Origin of the sequence: Cedecea sp. P7760, assembly GCF_013386425.1 — a bacterium.
Lineage (GTDB): Bacteria > Pseudomonadota > Gammaproteobacteria > Enterobacterales > Enterobacteriaceae > Cedecea > Cedecea selenatireducens.
This window is the reverse complement of sequence record NZ_JACARU010000008.1, coordinates 48,077-65,007: the sequence shown is the minus strand read 5'-3', so window position 1 is coordinate 65,007 and position 16,931 is coordinate 48,077. Positions and strand designations below refer to the sequence as shown.

Annotated in this window: 15 protein-coding genes and 1 pseudogene; 11 read left to right on the top strand and 5 right to left on the bottom strand. The window is 55.9% G+C overall.

The genetic code is table 11. The features are described 5' to 3' along the window. Positions 1-95: 95 nt before the first annotated feature. The 5 genes from mnmE to rpmH form a co-directional block, all read right to left on the bottom strand. Positions 96-1,460 (bottom strand): tRNA uridine-5-carboxymethylaminomethyl(34) synthesis GTPase MnmE, encoded by a 1,365-nt coding sequence (gene mnmE / locus HX778_RS03195; protein ID WP_038477574.1) that lies wholly within the window; start codon positions 1,458-1,460, stop codon positions 96-98. A gap of 77 nt (positions 1,461-1,537) precedes the next feature. Further along, a complete protein-coding gene (gene yidC / locus HX778_RS03190) occupies positions 1,538-3,181 on the bottom strand; it encodes a membrane protein insertase YidC (RefSeq protein WP_176981275.1) in 1,644 nt (547 codons plus the stop codon). A 2-nt stretch (positions 3,182-3,183) separates the two neighbouring features. Continuing rightward, the gene (gene yidD, locus HX778_RS03185; protein WP_071530513.1) at positions 3,184-3,441 is read right to left on the bottom strand and encodes a membrane protein insertion efficiency factor YidD; all 258 of its coding nucleotides are present in this window, start codon (positions 3,439-3,441) and stop codon (positions 3,184-3,186) included. After that, complete coding sequence (gene rnpA, locus HX778_RS03180) at positions 3,405-3,764, bottom strand: ribonuclease P protein component (RefSeq protein ID WP_071842958.1); 360 nt, start codon at positions 3,762-3,764, stop codon at positions 3,405-3,407. Before rnpA ends, yidD begins: the two co-directional genes overlap by 37 nt. A gap of 17 nt (positions 3,765-3,781) precedes the next feature. Further along, positions 3,782-3,922: a 50S ribosomal protein L34 gene (gene rpmH, locus HX778_RS03175; protein WP_003849659.1), complete on the bottom strand. Its 141-nt coding sequence runs from the start codon at positions 3,920-3,922 to the stop codon at positions 3,782-3,784. 593 nt (positions 3,923-4,515) lie between these two features. Here rpmH and dnaA point away from each other — a divergent pair. The 11 genes and pseudogenes from dnaA to HX778_RS03120 all read left to right on the top strand — a co-directional run bounded on the left by dnaA (position 4,516) and on the right by HX778_RS03120 (position 16,927). Beyond that, positions 4,516-5,898 carry a chromosomal replication initiator protein DnaA gene (gene dnaA, locus HX778_RS03170; protein WP_038483077.1) on the top strand — a complete coding sequence of 461 codons (1,383 nt, stop codon included), beginning with the start codon at positions 4,516-4,518 and terminating at the stop codon, positions 5,896-5,898. A 4-nt stretch (positions 5,899-5,902) separates the two neighbouring features. Beyond that, positions 5,903-7,003 carry a DNA polymerase III subunit beta gene (gene dnaN / locus HX778_RS03165; protein WP_038477583.1) on the top strand — a complete coding sequence of 367 codons (1,101 nt, stop codon included), beginning with the start codon at positions 5,903-5,905 and terminating at the stop codon, positions 7,001-7,003. Then, on the top strand, positions 7,004-8,077 hold the full coding sequence (gene recF, locus HX778_RS03160; RefSeq protein WP_038477586.1) for a DNA replication/repair protein RecF: 1,074 nt from the start codon (positions 7,004-7,006) through the stop codon (positions 8,075-8,077). A gap of 28 nt (positions 8,078-8,105) precedes the next feature. Then, positions 8,106-10,520, top strand: a complete 2,415-nt coding sequence (gene gyrB, locus HX778_RS03155; protein WP_176981274.1) for a DNA topoisomerase (ATP-hydrolyzing) subunit B — start codon at positions 8,106-8,108, stop codon at positions 10,518-10,520. Between the two features lie 102 nt (positions 10,521-10,622). Next, positions 10,623-11,021, top strand: a complete 399-nt coding sequence (locus HX778_RS03150; RefSeq protein WP_176981273.1) for a YidB family protein — start codon at positions 10,623-10,625, stop codon at positions 11,019-11,021. Positions 11,022-11,169: 148 nt separating this feature from the next. Then, positions 11,170-11,982: a sugar-phosphatase gene (gene yidA / locus HX778_RS03145; RefSeq protein WP_176981272.1), complete on the top strand. Its 813-nt coding sequence runs from the start codon at positions 11,170-11,172 to the stop codon at positions 11,980-11,982. A 226-nt stretch (positions 11,983-12,208) separates the two neighbouring features. Beyond that, the gene (gene dgoR / locus HX778_RS03140) at positions 12,209-12,898 is read left to right on the top strand and encodes a D-galactonate utilization transcriptional regulator DgoR (protein WP_038477597.1); all 690 of its coding nucleotides are present in this window, start codon (positions 12,209-12,211) and stop codon (positions 12,896-12,898) included. Next, entirely contained in the window at positions 12,895-13,779 is an 885-nt protein-coding gene (locus tag HX778_RS03135; protein ID WP_038477600.1) for a 2-dehydro-3-deoxygalactonokinase, read from the top strand. Before dgoR ends, HX778_RS03135 begins: the two co-directional genes overlap by 4 nt. Further along, entirely contained in the window at positions 13,763-14,380 is a 618-nt protein-coding gene (locus HX778_RS03130) for a 2-dehydro-3-deoxy-6-phosphogalactonate aldolase (RefSeq protein ID WP_176981271.1), read from the top strand. The genes HX778_RS03135 and HX778_RS03130 overlap by 17 nt, the downstream gene beginning before the upstream one ends. After that, positions 14,377-15,525: a galactonate dehydratase gene (dgoD, locus tag HX778_RS03125; protein ID WP_038477606.1), complete on the top strand. Its 1,149-nt coding sequence runs from the start codon at positions 14,377-14,379 to the stop codon at positions 15,523-15,525. Before HX778_RS03130 ends, dgoD begins: the two co-directional genes overlap by 4 nt. 65 nt (positions 15,526-15,590) lie before the next feature. Then, positions 15,591-16,927 (top strand): annotated as a pseudogene (locus HX778_RS03120) (MFS transporter). Positions 16,928-16,931: the final 4 nt, after the last annotated feature.

Sequence of the window (16,931 nt, the reverse complement as noted above, 5' to 3'; positions counted from 1 at the left end):
TTGCTCAAAAGACAGGCTATTGAAATGATGAAGTATTTTGAAATTGAGGAAAACGCCCCGCATTCTGAAGTGTGACGCGGGGCGGCCGAGAAGTGTTATTTCCCGATACAGAAGCTCGAGAAGATGCGCCCTAACAGATCGTCAGAGCTGAATTCACCGGTAATTTCACTTAAGTTCTGTTGGGCCAGGCGCAGCTCTTCAGCCAGCAGTTCACCGGCCCAGGCACCCAGCAGCTGGGCTTTACCCTGCTGCAGGTGTTCAGCGGCTTGCTCCAGCGCCTGCAGATGACGGCGACGGGCGAGGAAGCCACCTTCCATGTTGGTTTCAAAGCCCATGCTCTCTTTCAGATGCGCGCGCAGCACGTCCACACCTTCCCCGGTACGGGCGGAAAGCCGAACAAGTGAGTGACCATTTACTTCGCTCAGGCCAAGCGTCTCGCCGGTCACGTCAGCTTTATTGCGCACCACGGTAATCGGCAAACGCTCCGGCAGACGAGCGATAAAATCTGGCCAGATGGCGGCCGGGTCAACGGCGTCGGTGGTGGTGCCGTCGACCATAAACAGCACGCGATCCGCCTGCTCAATCTCTTGCCAGGCACGTTCAATCCCGATGCGTTCGACTTCGTCGCTGGCTTCGCGCAGGCCTGCGGTATCGATGATATGCAGCGGCATGCCGTCGATATGGATATGCTCGCGCAGCACGTCACGCGTGGTGCCGGCTATGTCGGTAACGATAGCGGCCTCGCGCCCGGCCAGCGCGTTCAGCAGGCTGGATTTGCCGGCGTTAGGACGCCCGGCGATAACCACCTTCATGCCTTCGCGCAGCAGGCTGCCCTGACGAGCTTCGGCGCGCACCGCATCGAGGTCGCCAATGACCCGATGCAGCTGGGCTTCGATTTTACCGTCAGAGAGGAAGTCGATCTCTTCGTCCGGGAAGTCGATAGCCGCTTCCACGTAGATGCGCAGGTGAGTCAGCGCTTCCACCAGATGGTTAATACGCGAAGAGAAAGCGCCCTGAAGCGAGTTGAGCGCCGAGCGAGCGGCCTGTTCGGAGCTGGCGTCGATCAGGTCGGCAATGGCTTCTGCCTGCGCCAGGTCGAGCTTATCGTTCAGAAACGCGCGTTCAGAAAACTCACCGGGCCTGGCGATCCGCAGGCCAGGCAGCGTCAGGATGCGTTTTAACAGCAGGTCGAGGATTACCGGGCCGCCGTGTCCCTGCAGCTCAAGCACGTCCTCGCCGGTGAAGGAGTTCGGGCCAGGGAACCACAGCGCAATACCCTGATCCAGCGCGCTGCCGTCGGCATCACGGAAAGGAAGGTAGTCCGCGTAGCGCGGTTTCGGCAGTTTGCCGAGGACAGCTTCTGCGACCTCACGCGCCTGGCGGCCGGAAATACGCAGAATCCCTACGCCACCGCGCCCCGGCGGAGTAGCCTGGGCAATAATCGTGTCATGATTGCTCATCGTTTATCTCAGACCTTGAATCAAAAAGAAAAAGGCGGTCAATAGACCGCCTTTCGTAAGCTGTAAGCTAAATGTTATCAGGTCTTTTTCTTGTCGCGGCTATGCAGGCCACGCTTTTCCAGACCGCGATAAATCAGCTGCTGCTGAAGGATGGTCACCAGGTTGCTGACGATATAGTACAGCACCAGACCTGACGGGAACCACAGGAAGAACACGGTGAAGATGACCGGCATAAAGGTCATTATCTTCTGCTGCATCGGGTCGGTTACGGTGGTCGGCGACATCTTCTGGATGAAGAACATCGTGGCGCCCATCAGAATCGGCAGGATGTAGTACGGGTCCTGTGCAGACAGGTCATGGATCCACAGTGCGAACGGCGCATGGCGCAGCTCAACGGAGCCCATCAGCATGTAGTACAGCGCCAGGAAGATTGGCATCTGGATGATCAGCGGGAAGCAGCCGCCCAGCGGGTTAACCTTCTCAGCTTTGTACAGCGCCATCATTTCCTGGCTCATACGCTGCTTGTCGTCACCGATACGCTCACGCATGGCCGCCAGTTTTGGCTGCAGCATACGCATTTTGGCCATCGAGGTGTACTGCGCTTTGGTCAGCGGGTACATGATGCCACGAACGATAAAGGTGATAACGATAATGGAGAAGCCCCAGTTACCGATGAAGCTGTGGATAAATTTCAGCAGCTTAAACAGCGGCTGAGAGATGAACCACAGCCAGCCGTAATCCACGGTCAGGTCAAGGTGTGGCGCAACGGCCGCCATTTTGTCCTGAATCTCCGGACCTACCCACAGGGTGCTGCCCATCTGAGCCGTCTGGCCAGGCTGAACGATCTGCGAGGCAGATTTATAGCCAATTGCCGCCACGTCGTTGTTCAGCTTGGTGGTATAGAAGTTGTTCGCGCCCTGAGTGTGTGGCACCCATGCGGTAGCAAAGTACTGCTGCAGCATTGCCACCCAGCCGCTGTTGGCGCTGAGGTTCAGGTTCTCGCCGTCGGCAATCTTGTCGAACTTGTATTTTTCGTACTTCGCATCCGGCGTGGAGTAGGCCGCACCACGGAAGGTGTGCAGCGCAAAGTTGCTGCTGCCGGTATCGCGATGAGTAGGCAGGTTGATGGACTGCTTCAGCTGACCAAAGGTCGCCAGCTCCAGCGGCTTCTCGCCCACGTTCTTCACGTTGTAGTCGACACCCACGGAGAACTCACCGCGTTTCAGGGTGAAGGTCTTGGTGAAGGTGTTGCCTGCCGCGTCGGTAAACGTCAGCGGAACAACCAGCTCGTTCTGGCCTTCAGCCAGCGCGAAGGTATCGGCGGTGACGTTATACAGAGGACGTTCACCGTTCGCCGGGTTATCCGGGCCATCACGACCGGTCAGGCCGCTCTGCGCCTGGTAGATAAATTCAGGCGTGGTTTCCAGCAGCTGGAAAGGCTCTGTGGATTTCAACTCTTTCGGGTAGGTTGGCAACAGCGCTTGTTCTACATCACCACCGCGGGTGTTGATGGTCAGTTCAAGAACGTCAGTTTTAACCGTAATGAGTTTTCCCTGGCCACTGGCCGGCACACCCTGGTTAGCGGCGTTACCCTGGCTGTTCGTGGTCTGCGTGGTCTGCTGCACCTGAGGTTGAGGAGCGTGGTCCTGCTCCCAGGCTTGCCAGATCATGAAAGACACGAACAACAAAGCGATGAGAAAAAGATTGCGTTGCGAATCCATCGTTAGTGTTCTCTGGTATCAAAAGGTCCGGGCGGAACGGGATCGTCTCCACCGGGGTTCAAAGGGTGGCATTTTAGTACGCGTTTCATCGTTAACCAACTGCCTTTTAACACTCCAAACCTGCGTAAGGCCTCAATTCCGTAGTGAGAACAGGTTGGGGTGAAACGACAATGCGGCCCGAGAAGCGGACTAATCAGGCGTTGATAGACCCTGATGAGGGCTATCAGGACCCGTGAGCCTGGCGACAATGGCGGCGCCATAACTTTTCCAATGCTTCCGATAAAGCCCGGTTATCCAGGTCGGCAACCCCTTTTTTCGCTACTACCACGAAATCCATTGGTGGCAGTTCGTGTTGACGCAGACGGAAGCTTTCACGCGTCAGACGTTTAATCCGATTGCGTTCATGGGCGCGTTTAACGTTTTTCTTAGCGACGGTGAGACCGATGCGGGGATGCCCCAGCGTATTCAGGCGGCCGAGGATGGTGATTTGCGGCGTGCCAGCCCGTTGAGGCTGCTGGAAGACGAATGTGAAATGATGGGGAGTTAACAAACGTAACTCCCTGGGAAAAGCTAGCTTAACCACGCAGGGGTTAGCTTTTATTACTTAGAAACGGTCAGACGGGAGCGGCCTTTAGCACGACGACGTGCCAGAACCTGACGACCATTTTTAGTAGCCATACGAGCACGGAAGCCGTGAGAACGGTTGCGCTTCAGTACGGACGGTTGAAAAGTGCGTTTCATGGCGATTTCTACCTAAACTATTAAATTTCACTGGATTTGCGTAATGCCCTACAGGGTCTGCGAACGACTTACGCTTCAGTGTGGCTGATTAAAGAGGCCGGATTGTAATAATTGTACACTCCGGAGTCAATTCAATTCCCTTACTGCTGCGCCCTTTTTGACCCCGAAAAGAGGCCCGGATCTCCGCTGAAGTACAGCGGCATTACGCGACGGGTGGAGAATTATACGGGCTTGCGGCGAAAGCGCAAGGATCCGCACGGATCTTCATCAGATCCCTTTAGCGATATTTGTGCGCTAGTCATTAAATTTTCCAATATGAGACGGTTATACACTGCACGTGTGCCAGGATCGATTACACTTAACCCGCTCAAAACTTCCCTGTGGATAATTCGTGAAGAATCTGTGAGAAACAGAAGATCTCTGCCGCGCTTTAGGCTATGATCCGCGGTCCCGATCGTGATCCAGCCTTCACCGGGGAAACCGCAAATAGCGGTTCGCGCGCCTCCCACAGCCTGAGAGCGCGTGTCAACAATCATGAATGTATAACTTTCAGTCTTCGTCTTTTTATCGACTTTGTTCGAGTGGAGTCCGCCGTGTCACTTTCGCTTTGGCAGCAGTGTCTTGCCCGATTGCAGGATGAGTTACCAGCCACAGAATTCAGTATGTGGATACGCCCCTTACAGGCGGAACTGAGCGATAACACGCTGGCTTTGTACGCGCCTAATCGTTTTGTGCTCGACTGGGTGCGTGATAAGTACCTTAATAATATCAATGGACTGCTCAATGATTTCTGCGGCACCGACGCGCCTTTGCTGCGCTTCGAAGTCGGCAGTAAGCCCGTGACTCAGCCCGTTGCCGAACTGGCAACTACTGCGGCACCTGCTCAGGTTGCGCGCGCTGCGGCGCCGATGCGTCCAAGCTGGGATAACATGCCTGCGCCCGCTGAGCCGTCCTACCGTTCTAACGTTAACCTGAAACACACCTTTGATAACTTCGTTGAAGGTAAATCGAACCAGCTGGCCCGCGCAGCGGCACGGCAGGTGGCCGATAACCCAGGCGGCGCGTATAACCCACTCTTCCTTTATGGCGGCACCGGTTTAGGTAAAACGCACCTTTTACATGCGGTGGGTAACGGCATCATGGCGCGCAAGCCGAATGCCAAAGTGGTGTACATGCACTCTGAGCGTTTTGTTCAGGACATGGTTAAAGCGTTGCAGAATAACGCCATCGAAGAGTTCAAACGCTACTACCGCTCGGTGGATGCGCTGCTTATCGATGACATTCAGTTTTTTGCCAATAAAGAACGTTCTCAGGAAGAGTTTTTCCACACCTTTAATGCCCTGCTGGAAGGCAATCAACAGATCATTCTGACGTCGGATCGCTATCCAAAAGAGATCAACGGCGTTGAGGATCGTTTGAAATCCCGTTTCGGCTGGGGGCTGACGGTGGCGATCGAACCACCTGAACTTGAAACGCGTGTGGCGATCCTGATGAAAAAGGCCGACGAGAACGATATCCGTCTGCCGGGCGAAGTGGCCTTCTTTATTGCCAAGCGACTGCGCTCTAACGTCCGCGAGCTGGAAGGGGCGCTGAACCGCGTAATCGCCAACGCCAACTTTACCGGCCGGGCAATTACCATCGACTTCGTTCGTGAAGCGCTGCGCGATCTGCTGGCGCTTCAGGAGAAGCTGGTCACCATCGATAATATTCAGAAAACGGTGGCCGAGTATTATAAAATTAAGGTCGCTGATCTGCTGTCCAAGCGTCGCTCTCGTTCCGTTGCCCGTCCGCGCCAGATGGCGATGGCGCTGGCAAAAGAGCTGACCAACCATAGCCTGCCGGAAATTGGCGATGCTTTTGGTGGACGCGACCACACCACGGTTTTGCATGCCTGCCGTAAGATTGAGCAGTTGCGTGAAGAAAGCCACGATATCAAAGAAGATTTCTCCAATTTAATCAGAACATTATCTTCGTGACGCTATGAAATTTACCGTTGAACGTGAACATTTATTAAAACCGCTACAGCAGGTAAGTGGCCCTCTCGGAGGCCGCCCGACCCTGCCTATCCTGGGCAACCTGCTGCTGCAGGTGGCTGAAGGTGCACTCTCTTTAACCGGTACCGATCTGGAAATGGAGATGGTGGCGCGCGTGGCGCTGGTACAGCCTCATGAACCTGGGGCAACGACCGTACCGGCACGTAAATTCTTCGATATCTGCCGTGGCCTGCCGGAAGGGGCTGAAATTGCGGTACAGCTGGAGGGCGACCGCATGCTGGTGCGCTCCGGGCGTAGCCGCTTTTCGCTTTCCACGCTGCCGGCGGCGGACTTCCCTAACCTGGACGACTGGCAGAGCGAGGTAGAATTTACCCTGCCGCAGGCGACCATGAAGCGCCTGATAGAAGCCACGCAGTTCTCGATGGCGCATCAGGACGTTCGCTATTACCTGAACGGCATGCTGTTCGAAACCGAAGGTGAAGACCTGCGCACCGTCGCAACGGACGGCCACCGCCTGGCGGTCTGTTCGATGCCGGTTGGGCAGCCTTTGCCAAATCATTCGGTCATCGTGCCGCGTAAAGGCGTGATTGAGCTGATGCGTATGCTCGACGGCGGAGAAACCCCGCTGCGCGTGCAGATTGGCAGCAATAACATTCGCGCTCACGTCGGTGACTTCATCTTCACCTCTAAACTGGTGGACGGCCGCTTCCCGGACTATCGTCGCGTGCTGCCGAAGAACCCGGATAAACACCTCGATGCAGGCTGTGACCTGCTGAAACAGGCGTTTGCCCGGGCGGCTATTTTGTCGAATGAGAAATTCCGTGGCGTGCGCCTGTTCGTCAGCGCAAACCAGCTGAAAATCACGGCAAACAACCCGGAGCAGGAAGAAGCAGAAGAAATTCTGGACGTTTCCTACGACGGTACCGAGATGGAAATCGGCTTCAATGTCAGCTATGTGCTGGACGTGCTGAACGCCCTGAAGTGTGAGAACGTCCGCATCCTGCTGACCGACTCCGTTTCCAGCGTGCAGATTGAAGACGCGGCCAGCCAGGCGGCGGCCTATGTTGTTATGCCAATGAGACTGTAGATGTCACTTACGCGTTTGCTGATTAAAGACTTTCGCAACATCGAAAACGCGGATCTCGCTCTTTCTCCTGGCTTTAATTTTCTGGTCGGTGCTAACGGCAGCGGCAAAACCAGCGTGCTTGAGGCGATTTACACCCTCGGGCACGGCCGCGCTTTTCGCAGCCTGAAAATTGAACGCGTGATCCGCCATGAGCAGAACGCTTTTGTTTTGCACGGGCGGCTGCAGGACGGTGAAAGGGAAACCTCAATCGGCCTGTCCAAAGACCGCACCGGCGACAGCAAAGTGCGCATTGACGGCAGCGACGGCCACAAAATCGCCGACCTGGCGATGATGATGCCGATGCAGCTGATTACCCCGGAGGGGTTTACTTTGCTCGGCGGCGGCCCCAAATACCGTAGAGCTTTCCTTGATTGGGGCTGTTTTCACAATGAACCAGGCTTTTTTGTTGCCTGGAGTAACCTCAAACGCCTGCTGAAGCAACGCAACGCCGCGTTGCGCCAGGTGACACGCTACGCACAGCTGCGCCCGTGGGATCAGGAACTGATTCCGCTGGCCGAGCAGATCAGCCGCTGGCGCGCCGATTATAGCGCCGCCATTGCGGAAGATATGGCCGATACCTGTGCGCAATTTCTGCCGGAATTCGCTCTGAGCTTTTCCTTCCAGCGCGGCTGGGAGAAAGAGAGCGACTACAGCGAAGTGCTGGAGCGTAATTTCGAACGCGACCGGATGCTGACCTATACCGCACACGGCCCTCATAAAGCGGATTTTCGTATTCGCGCCGACGGTGCGCCGGTAGAAGACACGCTCTCGCGCGGGCAGCTTAAATTACTGATGTGCGCCTTACGACTGGCGCAGGGTGAGTTTCTCACCCGGCAGAACGGGCGGCGTTGCCTGTATCTGATAGATGATTTTGCCTCTGAACTGGATGATGCCAGGCGCGGCCTGTTGGCCAGCCGGTTAAAGGCCACGGAATCACAGGTTTTTGTTAGCGCGATCAGCGCCGAACATGTGATGGATATGGCGGACAAAAATTCAAAGATGTTCGCCGTGGATCAGGGTAAAATAGCGGATTAACCCAAGATTAAATGAGCGAGAAACGTTGATGTCGAATTCTTATGACTCCTCCAGTATCAAAGTCCTTAAGGGGCTGGATGCGGTACGTAAACGCCCGGGCATGTATATCGGCGATACGGATGACGGCACCGGTCTGCACCACATGGTATTTGAGGTCGTGGATAACGCTATCGACGAAGCGCTCGCGGGCCACTGTAAAGACATCGTGGTCACTATCCACGCGGATAACTCCGTTTCGGTAACCGATGACGGCCGTGGTATTCCAACCGGCATTCACCCGGAAGAGGGCGTCTCGGCTGCGGAAGTTATCATGACCGTACTGCACGCCGGCGGTAAATTCGACGATAACTCCTATAAAGTTTCTGGCGGCCTGCACGGCGTAGGTGTTTCGGTTGTTAACGCCCTGTCACAGAAGCTGGAACTGTTGATTCGCCGCGAAGGCAAAACCCATCAGCAAACCTACGTGCACGGCGTGCCGCAGGCTCCGCTGGCGGTCACCGGCGAAACCGAACTGACCGGCACCCAGGTGCGTTTCTGGCCGAGCCATGAAACCTTCACCAACGTGGTGGAATTTGAGTACGACATCCTGGCTAAGCGCCTGCGTGAGCTTTCGTTCCTGAACTCCGGCGTGTCTATTCGCCTGAACGACAAGCGCGACGGCAAGCAGGATCACTTCCACTACGAAGGCGGCATCAAGGCGTTTGTTGAGTACCTCAACAAGAACAAAACGCCTATTCACCCGAACGTGTTCTATTTCAGCACTGAAAAAGACGGTATCGGCGTAGAAGTGGCGCTGCAGTGGAACGACGGTTTCCAGGAAAACATCTACTGCTTCACCAACAACATTCCTCAGCGCGACGGCGGGACTCACCTTGCGGGCTTCCGTGCGGCGATGACCCGTACCCTGAACGCCTACATGGACAAAGAAGGCTACAGCAAAAAAGCCAAAGTCAGCGCCACCGGCGACGATGCGCGTGAAGGCCTGATTGCCGTGGTTTCCGTGAAGGTGCCGGATCCGAAGTTCTCTTCCCAGACCAAAGACAAACTGGTTTCTTCGGAAGTGAAATCCGCGGTTGAGCAGCAGATGAACGAACTGCTGGCCGAATACCTGCTTGAACATCCTGGCGATGCGAAAATCGTTGTCGGCAAAATTATCGACGCTGCTCGTGCTCGTGAAGCTGCTCGTCGCGCACGTGAAATGACCCGCCGTAAAGGCGCGCTTGATCTTGCTGGCCTGCCGGGCAAGCTGGCGGACTGCCAGGAACGCGACCCGGCGCTGTCTGAACTGTACCTTGTGGAAGGGGACTCTGCGGGCGGCTCTGCAAAACAGGGGCGTAACCGTAAGAACCAGGCGATCCTGCCGCTGAAAGGGAAAATCCTGAACGTTGAGAAGGCGCGCTTCGACAAGATGCTCTCCTCTCAGGAAGTAGCGACGCTTATCACCGCCCTGGGCTGCGGCATCGGCCGTGACGAATACAACCCGGACAAGCTGCGCTATCACCACATCATCATCATGACCGATGCCGACGTGGATGGTTCGCACATCCGCACCCTGCTGCTGACCTTCTTCTACCGTCAGATGCCGGAAATCGTTGAGCGCGGCCACATCTACATTGCGCAGCCGCCGCTGTACAAAGTGAAGAAAGGCAAGCAGGAGCAGTACATCAAAGACGATGAGGCGATGGATCAGTATCAGATCTCCATCGCGCTTGACGGCGCAACCCTGCACACCAACGCAAGTGCACCTGCTCTGGCCGGTGAGCCGCTTGAGAAGCTGGTGGCCGAGTACAACACCGCGCAGAAAATGATTGGCCGCATGGAGCGTCGTTATCCGCGCAACCTGCTGAACAACCTGGTTTATCACCCAACGCTGCAGGCGGCTGACCTGATCGATGAAGCGAAAGTGACGCAGTGGATTTCTGCGCTGACTACCACGCTGAACGAGAAAGAGGAGCACGGCAGCACCTGGAAATACGCTATCCACCGCAACAGCGAGCTGAACGTGTTTGAGCCGATTGTGCGCGTGCGTACTCACGGCGTGGACACCGACTACGTGCTGGAAAAAGAGTTTGTTGAAGGGGGCGAATACGGCCGTCTTTGCTCACTCGGTGAGAAGCTGCGTGGCCTGATCGAAGAAGATGCGTTTATCGAACGTGGCGAACGTCGTCAGCCGGTAACCAGCTTCGAGCAGGCGCTGGAATGGCTGCAGAAAGAGTCCCGTCGTGGCCTGGCTATCCAGCGTTATAAAGGTCTGGGCGAGATGAACCCGGAGCAGCTGTGGGAAACCACCATGGATCCGGACAGCCGCCGCATGCTGCGCGTTACCGTTAAAGACGCGATTGCTGCAGACCAGCTGTTCACCACCCTGATGGGCGATGCGGTAGAACCACGCCGTGCGTTTATCGAAGAGAACGCCCTGAAGGCTGCGAACATCGATATCTAATATTGAACGTCAGCGATTAAGAAGGCCGTGCTTTTAGCACGGCTTTTTTTATGGGCGCTATACTTTGCGTTGTCGAATTTCTACATCACAGAGGGAAACACCATGGGGCTTTTTGATCAGGTTGCGGGCTCGCTGTTAAACGGCGACGCCGGTAAATATCAGGCCATTCTAAGCTGGGTAGAACAGCAGGGCGGTATTCAGGCGCTGTTGGACAAGCTGCGCCAGGGGGGCTTAAGCGAAATCGTCTCCTCGTGGCTGAGCAGCAACGGGACAAATCAGTCGCTGAGCGGCGACCAGATAACCCAGGCGCTGGGTTCACCGTCCGTTGCGGCGCTGGGGGAAAAACTGGGCGTGGATGCCGGCTCGGCTTCCGCTTTACTGGCGGAATACCTGCCGAAGGTGATCGACGCGCTGTCGCCAAACGGCGAAGTCACGCCGGAAGCCCATAATGACCTGCTCAGTGCGGGTGTTAACTTACTGAAAGGTAAGCTTTTTAGCTGACCTTTTTGTTGGCCCCGGCTTTATGTCCGGGGCTTTTAAAAGAGGAGTTTGCCCGCCGCCTCTGATCCCCCTTTTCCCCGGAGTTTGCTGCTGTTTTTTGAGCGGAATCGCGTTAGCATGAGGTAAATCCATTACCTCTGAAGATCCCATGGCCATAAAACTGATTGCAATTGATATGGATGGCACGCTGCTGCTGCCAGACCACACCATCTCCCCGGCGGTAAAACAGGCCGTTGCGGCGGCACGTGAACGCGGCGTGAACGTCGTTATCTGTACCGGTCGTCCGTTTGCTGGCGTTGAAAGCTATCTGCGCGAGCTGCATATGGATAAGCCCGGCGACTACTGCATCACCTACAACGGCGCGCTGGTGCAGAAAGCCAGCGACGGCAGCACGGTTGCCCAGACGGCGCTGAGCTATGACGACTATCGTTACCTGGAAAATCTGTCCCGCAAAGTCGGCTCGCACTTCCACGCGCTTGATCGCCACACGCTGTATACCGCAAACCGCGATATCAGCTATTACACGGTGCATGAATCCTTTATCGCCAGCATTCCTCTGATGTTCTGCGAAGCGGAAAACATGGATAAAAACGGCGAGTTCCTGAAGGTCATGATGATTGATGAGCCGGCCATCCTCGACAAGGCCATCGCCAAAATTCCTGCGGAAGTTTTTGAACGCTACACGCTGCTGAAAAGCTCGCCTTACTTCCTGGAAATTCTCGATAAGCGCGTCAACAAAGGCACCGGCGTGAAGTCACTGGCCGAGAAGCTGGGCATTAAGCCTGAAGAAGTGATGACCATCGGCGATCAGGAAAACGACATCGCGATGCTGGAATATGCGGGCATGGGCGTGGCGATGGACAACGCTATCGACAAAGTAAAAGCCGTCAGCAACTTTGTCACCAAATCCAACCTGGAGGACGGCGTTGCCTACGCTATCGAGAAGTTTGTGCTGAATTAAGCCCTTCTTCTCTCTCCTGCTGCCCTGGCTCTGCCGGGGTTTTTTTTATCCTTTCATTCAGCAATTGCCTATTATGTGATCCACATTGTAGTACAACTACAATATATTGTACTACATTGAACGCATTGAAACGGCACCTGGTCTCACATTTGTACTTCAAAAATGCGGTGAAATTCAGCGGGAGCGGTAAAGTAGCGGGTAAGACTTTGTTCACAAGGAACCCGTTATGACCCTCAATAAAACCGACCGCATCATCGTCACGCTGGGGCAGCAAATCGTTAGCGGAAAATACGCGCCGGGTGCAGCGTTGCCGGCAGAAGCCGATTTGTGCGAAGAGTTTGAAACTTCGCGCAACATCATTCGGGAAGTATTTCGCTCGCTGATGGCGAAGCGGCTGATTGAAATGAAGCGCTACCGCGGCGCGTTCGTTCAGCCCCGAAACCAGTGGAACTACCTCGATACCGAGGTGCTGCAATGGGTGCTGGCGAATGATTACGACCCACGCCTGATAGCCGCGATGAGCGAAGTGCGAAATCTGGTTGAACCCGCCATTGCCCGCTGGGCGGCGGAGCGCGCTACGTCGAATGACCTGGCCCGGATAGAAAGCGCCCTGAACGACATGGTGGCGAATAATCAGCACCGCGACGCGTTTAATGAGGCGGATATTCGCTATCACGAAGCGGTGCTGGAGTCTGTGCATAACCCGGTGCTGCAGCAGCTGAGCATTGCTATCAGCTCCCTGCAGCGGGCCGTTTTTGAACGCACCTGGATGGGCGATGAGGCCAATATGCCGAAAACCCTCCAGGAGCATAAAGCGCTGTATGACGCTATCCGTCATCAGGACAGCGCGGCAGCGGAGCAGGCGGCGCTCACCATGATCGCCAGCTCCACCAAACGACTGAAGGACATTACATGACATCTCGCTACATCGCCATTGACTGGGGATCGACCAACCTTCGCGCCTGGCTCTACCAGGACGGAGCGTGCATCGACAGCCGCAAAAGTACTTCAGGCGTGACGCGCCTGGGCGGCAGGTCCCCGGAGGCGGTGTTTAGCGAGGTGGTTGCAGGCTGGCGAGAGACGCCCACGCCGGTGTTGATGGCAGGGATGGTGGGCAGCAACGCGGGCTGGAAAATTGCCCCATATCTGCCGTGCCCTGCTCGTTTTGCCACTTTCAGTGAACAGATGACGGCGGTAGCCGAACAGGCGTGGATCATTCCTGGCCTGTGCGTGCAACGCGATGACAATCAAAATGTGATGCGCGGCGAAGAGACCCAGCTGCTGGGTGCCCGCTCACTGCATCCTGCTCCGCTTTATATTATGCCCGGCACCCACTGCAAATGGGTGCAGACCGATGAACAGGCGGTGCTCGATTTCCGCACCGTATTGACCGGCGAACTGCACCATCTGCTGCTTCAGCACTCCCTGATTGGCACCGGCCTGCCAGAACAACAGGCCAGCCCCGAGGCGTTCAACGCCGGGCTTGAGCACGGGGTTCACGGCGGCGACCTGCTGCCGCAGCTGTTTGAAGTACGCGCCGCTCACGTGCTGGGCAAGCTACCGCGAGAGCAGGTTAGCGATTTCCTTTCCGGGCTGCTGATTGGCAGCGAAGCCGCAACGATGACGCGCCGCTTCGCCTGTTCAACCGGGCAGCCCGTCACTATTGTCGCCAATCCTGCGCTCAGCGCCCGCTACCAGGCGGCCTTATCCCTGCTCGGCTTTAGCAGCCAGGTAGTGGATGGCGACAGTGCTTTCCAGGCAGGAATAAGGAGTATTGCAAATGCAGTGGCAAACTAAGCTTCCGCTGATCGCGATTTTACGCGGCATCACCCCGCTGGAGGTTCAGGCGCACGTGAGCGCATTGCTGGACGCCGGTTTTGACGCGGTGGAAATTCCCCTCAACTCCCCCCAGTGGCAGCAAAGCATCGCTTCTATGGTCACGGAGTTCGGCGATAAAGCGCTAATCGGGGCGGGTACGGTGCTCAAGACGGAGCAGGTGGATGAGCTGGCGGCGATGGGCAGCAAGCTCATGGTCACGCCGAACACCCAGCCCGAGGTGATACGCCGCGCCGTAGCAAACGGGATGATGGTTTGTGCAGGCTGTGCGACGGCCTCCGAGGCTTTCTCCGCGCTGGATGCGGGCGCTCAGACGCTGAAAATTTTCCCTTCTTCTGCCTTCGGGCCGGACTACATCAAGGCGCTGAAAGCCGTGCTTCCGCCGGATGTGCCGGTATTTGCCGTCGGCGGCGTCACGCCGGAAAACCTGCATATCTGGCTGCAGGCTGGCTGCGCGGGAGCAGGGCTGGGCAGCGATTTATACCGCGCCGGGCAGCCGGTGAGCCGCACCAGCGAAAGGGCAAAAGCATTTGTTAAAGCGTATCAAGAGGCCGTGCAATGAAAATTACCAAACTGACGACGTACCGTTTACCGCCGCGCTGGATGTTCCTGAAAATTGAGACTGACGAGGGCGTAGTGGGCTGGGGTGAGCCGGTTATCGAAGGCCGGGCGCGCAGCGTTGAGGCGGCGGTTCATGAGCTAAGTGAATACCTGATTGGCCAGGATCCGGCCCGCATTAACGACCTGTGGCAGGTGATGTATCGCGGCGGGTTCTACCGCGGTGGCCCGATTCTGATGAGCGCGATTGCCGGTATCGATCAGGCGCTGTGGGACATTAAAGGTAAGGTGCTCAACGCGCCGGTGTGGCAGCTGATGGGCGGCCTGGTGCGGGATAAAATTAAAGCCTACAGCTGGGTAGGCGGCGACCGCCCGGCGGAAGTGATCGACGGGATTAAATCTTTACGCAAAATTGGTTTTGATACTTTTAAATTAAACGGCTGCGAGGAAATGGGCATTATTGATAATTCCCGCGCCGTTGACGCCGCAGTAAATACCGTGGCGCAAATTCGCGAAACCTTCGGCAATGAAATTGAGTTTGGCCTTGATTTCCACGGCAGGGTTAGCGCCCCGATGGCAAAAGTATTAATTAAAGAGCTTGAACCTTATCGTCCGCTGTTTATTGAAGAGCCGGTTCTGGCAGAGCAGGCTGAATATTATCCACGTCTGGCGGCGCAAACGCATATACCTATTGCGGCCGGGGAACGCATGTTCTCTCGCTTTGAATTTAAACGCGTATTGGAAGCAGGCGGGATTGCCATTCTTCAGCCCGATCTCTCTCACGCAGGCGGTATCACCGAATGCTACAAAATTGCCGGAATGGCAGAAGCTTATGATGTTTCTCTGGCACCGCATTGCCCGCTGGGGCCAATTGCGCTCGCGGCTTGCCTGCACATCGACTTTGTTTCCCGCAACGCGGTATTCCAGGAGCAAAGCATGGGCATTCACTATAACAAAGGCGCCGAGCTGCTCGACTTCGTGAAAAATAAAGATGACTTCAAAATGGACGGCGGTTACTTCCTGCCGTTGATGAAGCCGGGTCTTGGCGTTGAAATTGACGAAGAGCAGGTGATTGCCCGCAGTAAAAATGTCACCGACTGGCGAAATCCTTTATGGCGTCATGCCGACGGTTCAGTGGCTGAATGGTAAATAAATAACGCCTGAAGTCTGCAGTAAAAAATAAAACATTATAAACACCCTCTGTATAACAGGGCATGGTGAGTAACATCGCCATGCCATATTCTGGAGACGAAATATCATGGATATTTCTGCAACTGCGGTGAAACCTACGCGCCGCCGTTATTTAACGCTGGCGATGATCTTTATTACGGTAGTGATTTGCTACGTTGACCGCGCCAACCTCGCGGTCGCGTCGGCCCATATTCAGGCCGAGTTCGGTATCACCAAAACGGAAATGGGCTATATCTTCTCGGCCTTTGCCTGGCTTTATACCCTGTGCCAGATCCCGGGCGGCTGGTTCCTCGACCGCGTGGGCTCCCGTCTGACCTACTTTATTGTTATTTTCGGCTGGTCCGTCGCCACGCTGTTTCAGGGGTTCGCCACCGGGCTTATGTCTCTGATTGGCCTGCGCGCCATCACCGGTATCTTTGAGGCACCGGCGTTCCCGACCAATAACCGCATGGTGACGAGCTGGTTCCCGGAACACGAGCGTGCTTCTGCGGTAGGGTTTTACACCTCAGGGCAGTTTGTTGGCCTGGCGTTTTTAACGCCGCTGCTGATCTGGATTCAGGAGCTTTTAAGCTGGCATTGGGTATTTATCGTGACCGGCGGGATCGGCATTATTTGGTCGCTGATTTGGTTCAAGGTTTATCAGCCGCCGCGTAAAAGCAAAGGTATCAACACCGCCGAGCTGGACTACATCCGCGAAGGTGGTGGCCTGGTGGACGGCGATGCACCGGCCGAAAAGAAAACGCGTAAGCCGCTCAGCGCCGCCGACTGGAAACTGGTGTTCCACCGTAAGCTAGTGGGCGTTTACCTCGGGCAATTTGCCGTCACGTCTACCCTTTGGTTTTTCCTGACCTGGTTCCCGAACTACCTGACGCAGGAAAAAGGCATTACCGCGTTGAAGGCCGGATTTATGACCACTGTGCCGTTCCTGGCGGCGTTCTTCGGGGTGTTGCTCTCCGGCTGGGTAGCGGATCGCCTGGTGCGCAAAGGTTACTCGCTGGGTATTGCGCGTAAAGCGCCCATCATCTGCGGGCTGCTGATTTCCACCTGCATTATGGGCGCCAACTACACCAACGATCCGGTGTGGATCATGACGCTGATGGCGATTGCCTTCTTCGGCAACGGCTTTGCGTCCATCACCTGGTCGCTGGTGTCTTCCCTGGCACCAATGCGCCTGATTGGCCTGACGGGCGGAGTATTTAACTTTGTCGGCGGCCTAGGCGGGATCACCGTGCCGCTGGTGATTGGCTATCTCGCGCAAAGCTACGGCTTCGCTCCGGCGCTGGTTTATATCTCCGTGGTAGCGCTGCTGGGTGCGCTTTCTTACATCCTGCTGGTGGGGAAAGTGGAAAGGGTCGGTTAATGAG

Coding starts and splice junctions, on each gene's coding strand:
- mnmE (WP_038477574.1), bottom strand. CDS start 1,460: ATGAGCAATCATGACACGATTATTGCCCAGGCTACTCCGCCGGGGCGC.
- yidC (WP_176981275.1), bottom strand. CDS start 3,181: ATGGATTCGCAACGCAATCTTTTTCTCATCGCTTTGTTGTTCGTGTCT.
- yidD (WP_071530513.1), bottom strand. CDS start 3,441: ATGGCGCCGCCATTGTCGCCAGGCTCACGGGTCCTGATAGCCCTCATC.
- rpmH (WP_003849659.1), bottom strand. CDS start 3,922: ATGAAACGCACTTTTCAACCGTCCGTACTGAAGCGCAACCGTTCTCAC.
- dnaN (WP_038477583.1), top strand. CDS start 5,903: ATGAAATTTACCGTTGAACGTGAACATTTATTAAAACCGCTACAGCAG.
- recF (WP_038477586.1), top strand. CDS start 7,004: ATGTCACTTACGCGTTTGCTGATTAAAGACTTTCGCAACATCGAAAAC.
- gyrB (WP_176981274.1), top strand. CDS start 8,106: ATGTCGAATTCTTATGACTCCTCCAGTATCAAAGTCCTTAAGGGGCTG.
- HX778_RS03150 (WP_176981273.1), top strand. CDS start 10,623: ATGGGGCTTTTTGATCAGGTTGCGGGCTCGCTGTTAAACGGCGACGCC.
- yidA (WP_176981272.1), top strand. CDS start 11,170: ATGGCCATAAAACTGATTGCAATTGATATGGATGGCACGCTGCTGCTG.
- dgoR (WP_038477597.1), top strand. CDS start 12,209: ATGACCCTCAATAAAACCGACCGCATCATCGTCACGCTGGGGCAGCAA.
- HX778_RS03135 (WP_038477600.1), top strand. CDS start 12,895: ATGACATCTCGCTACATCGCCATTGACTGGGGATCGACCAACCTTCGC.
- HX778_RS03130 (WP_176981271.1), top strand. CDS start 13,763: ATGCAGTGGCAAACTAAGCTTCCGCTGATCGCGATTTTACGCGGCATC.
- dgoD (WP_038477606.1), top strand. CDS start 14,377: ATGAAAATTACCAAACTGACGACGTACCGTTTACCGCCGCGCTGGATG.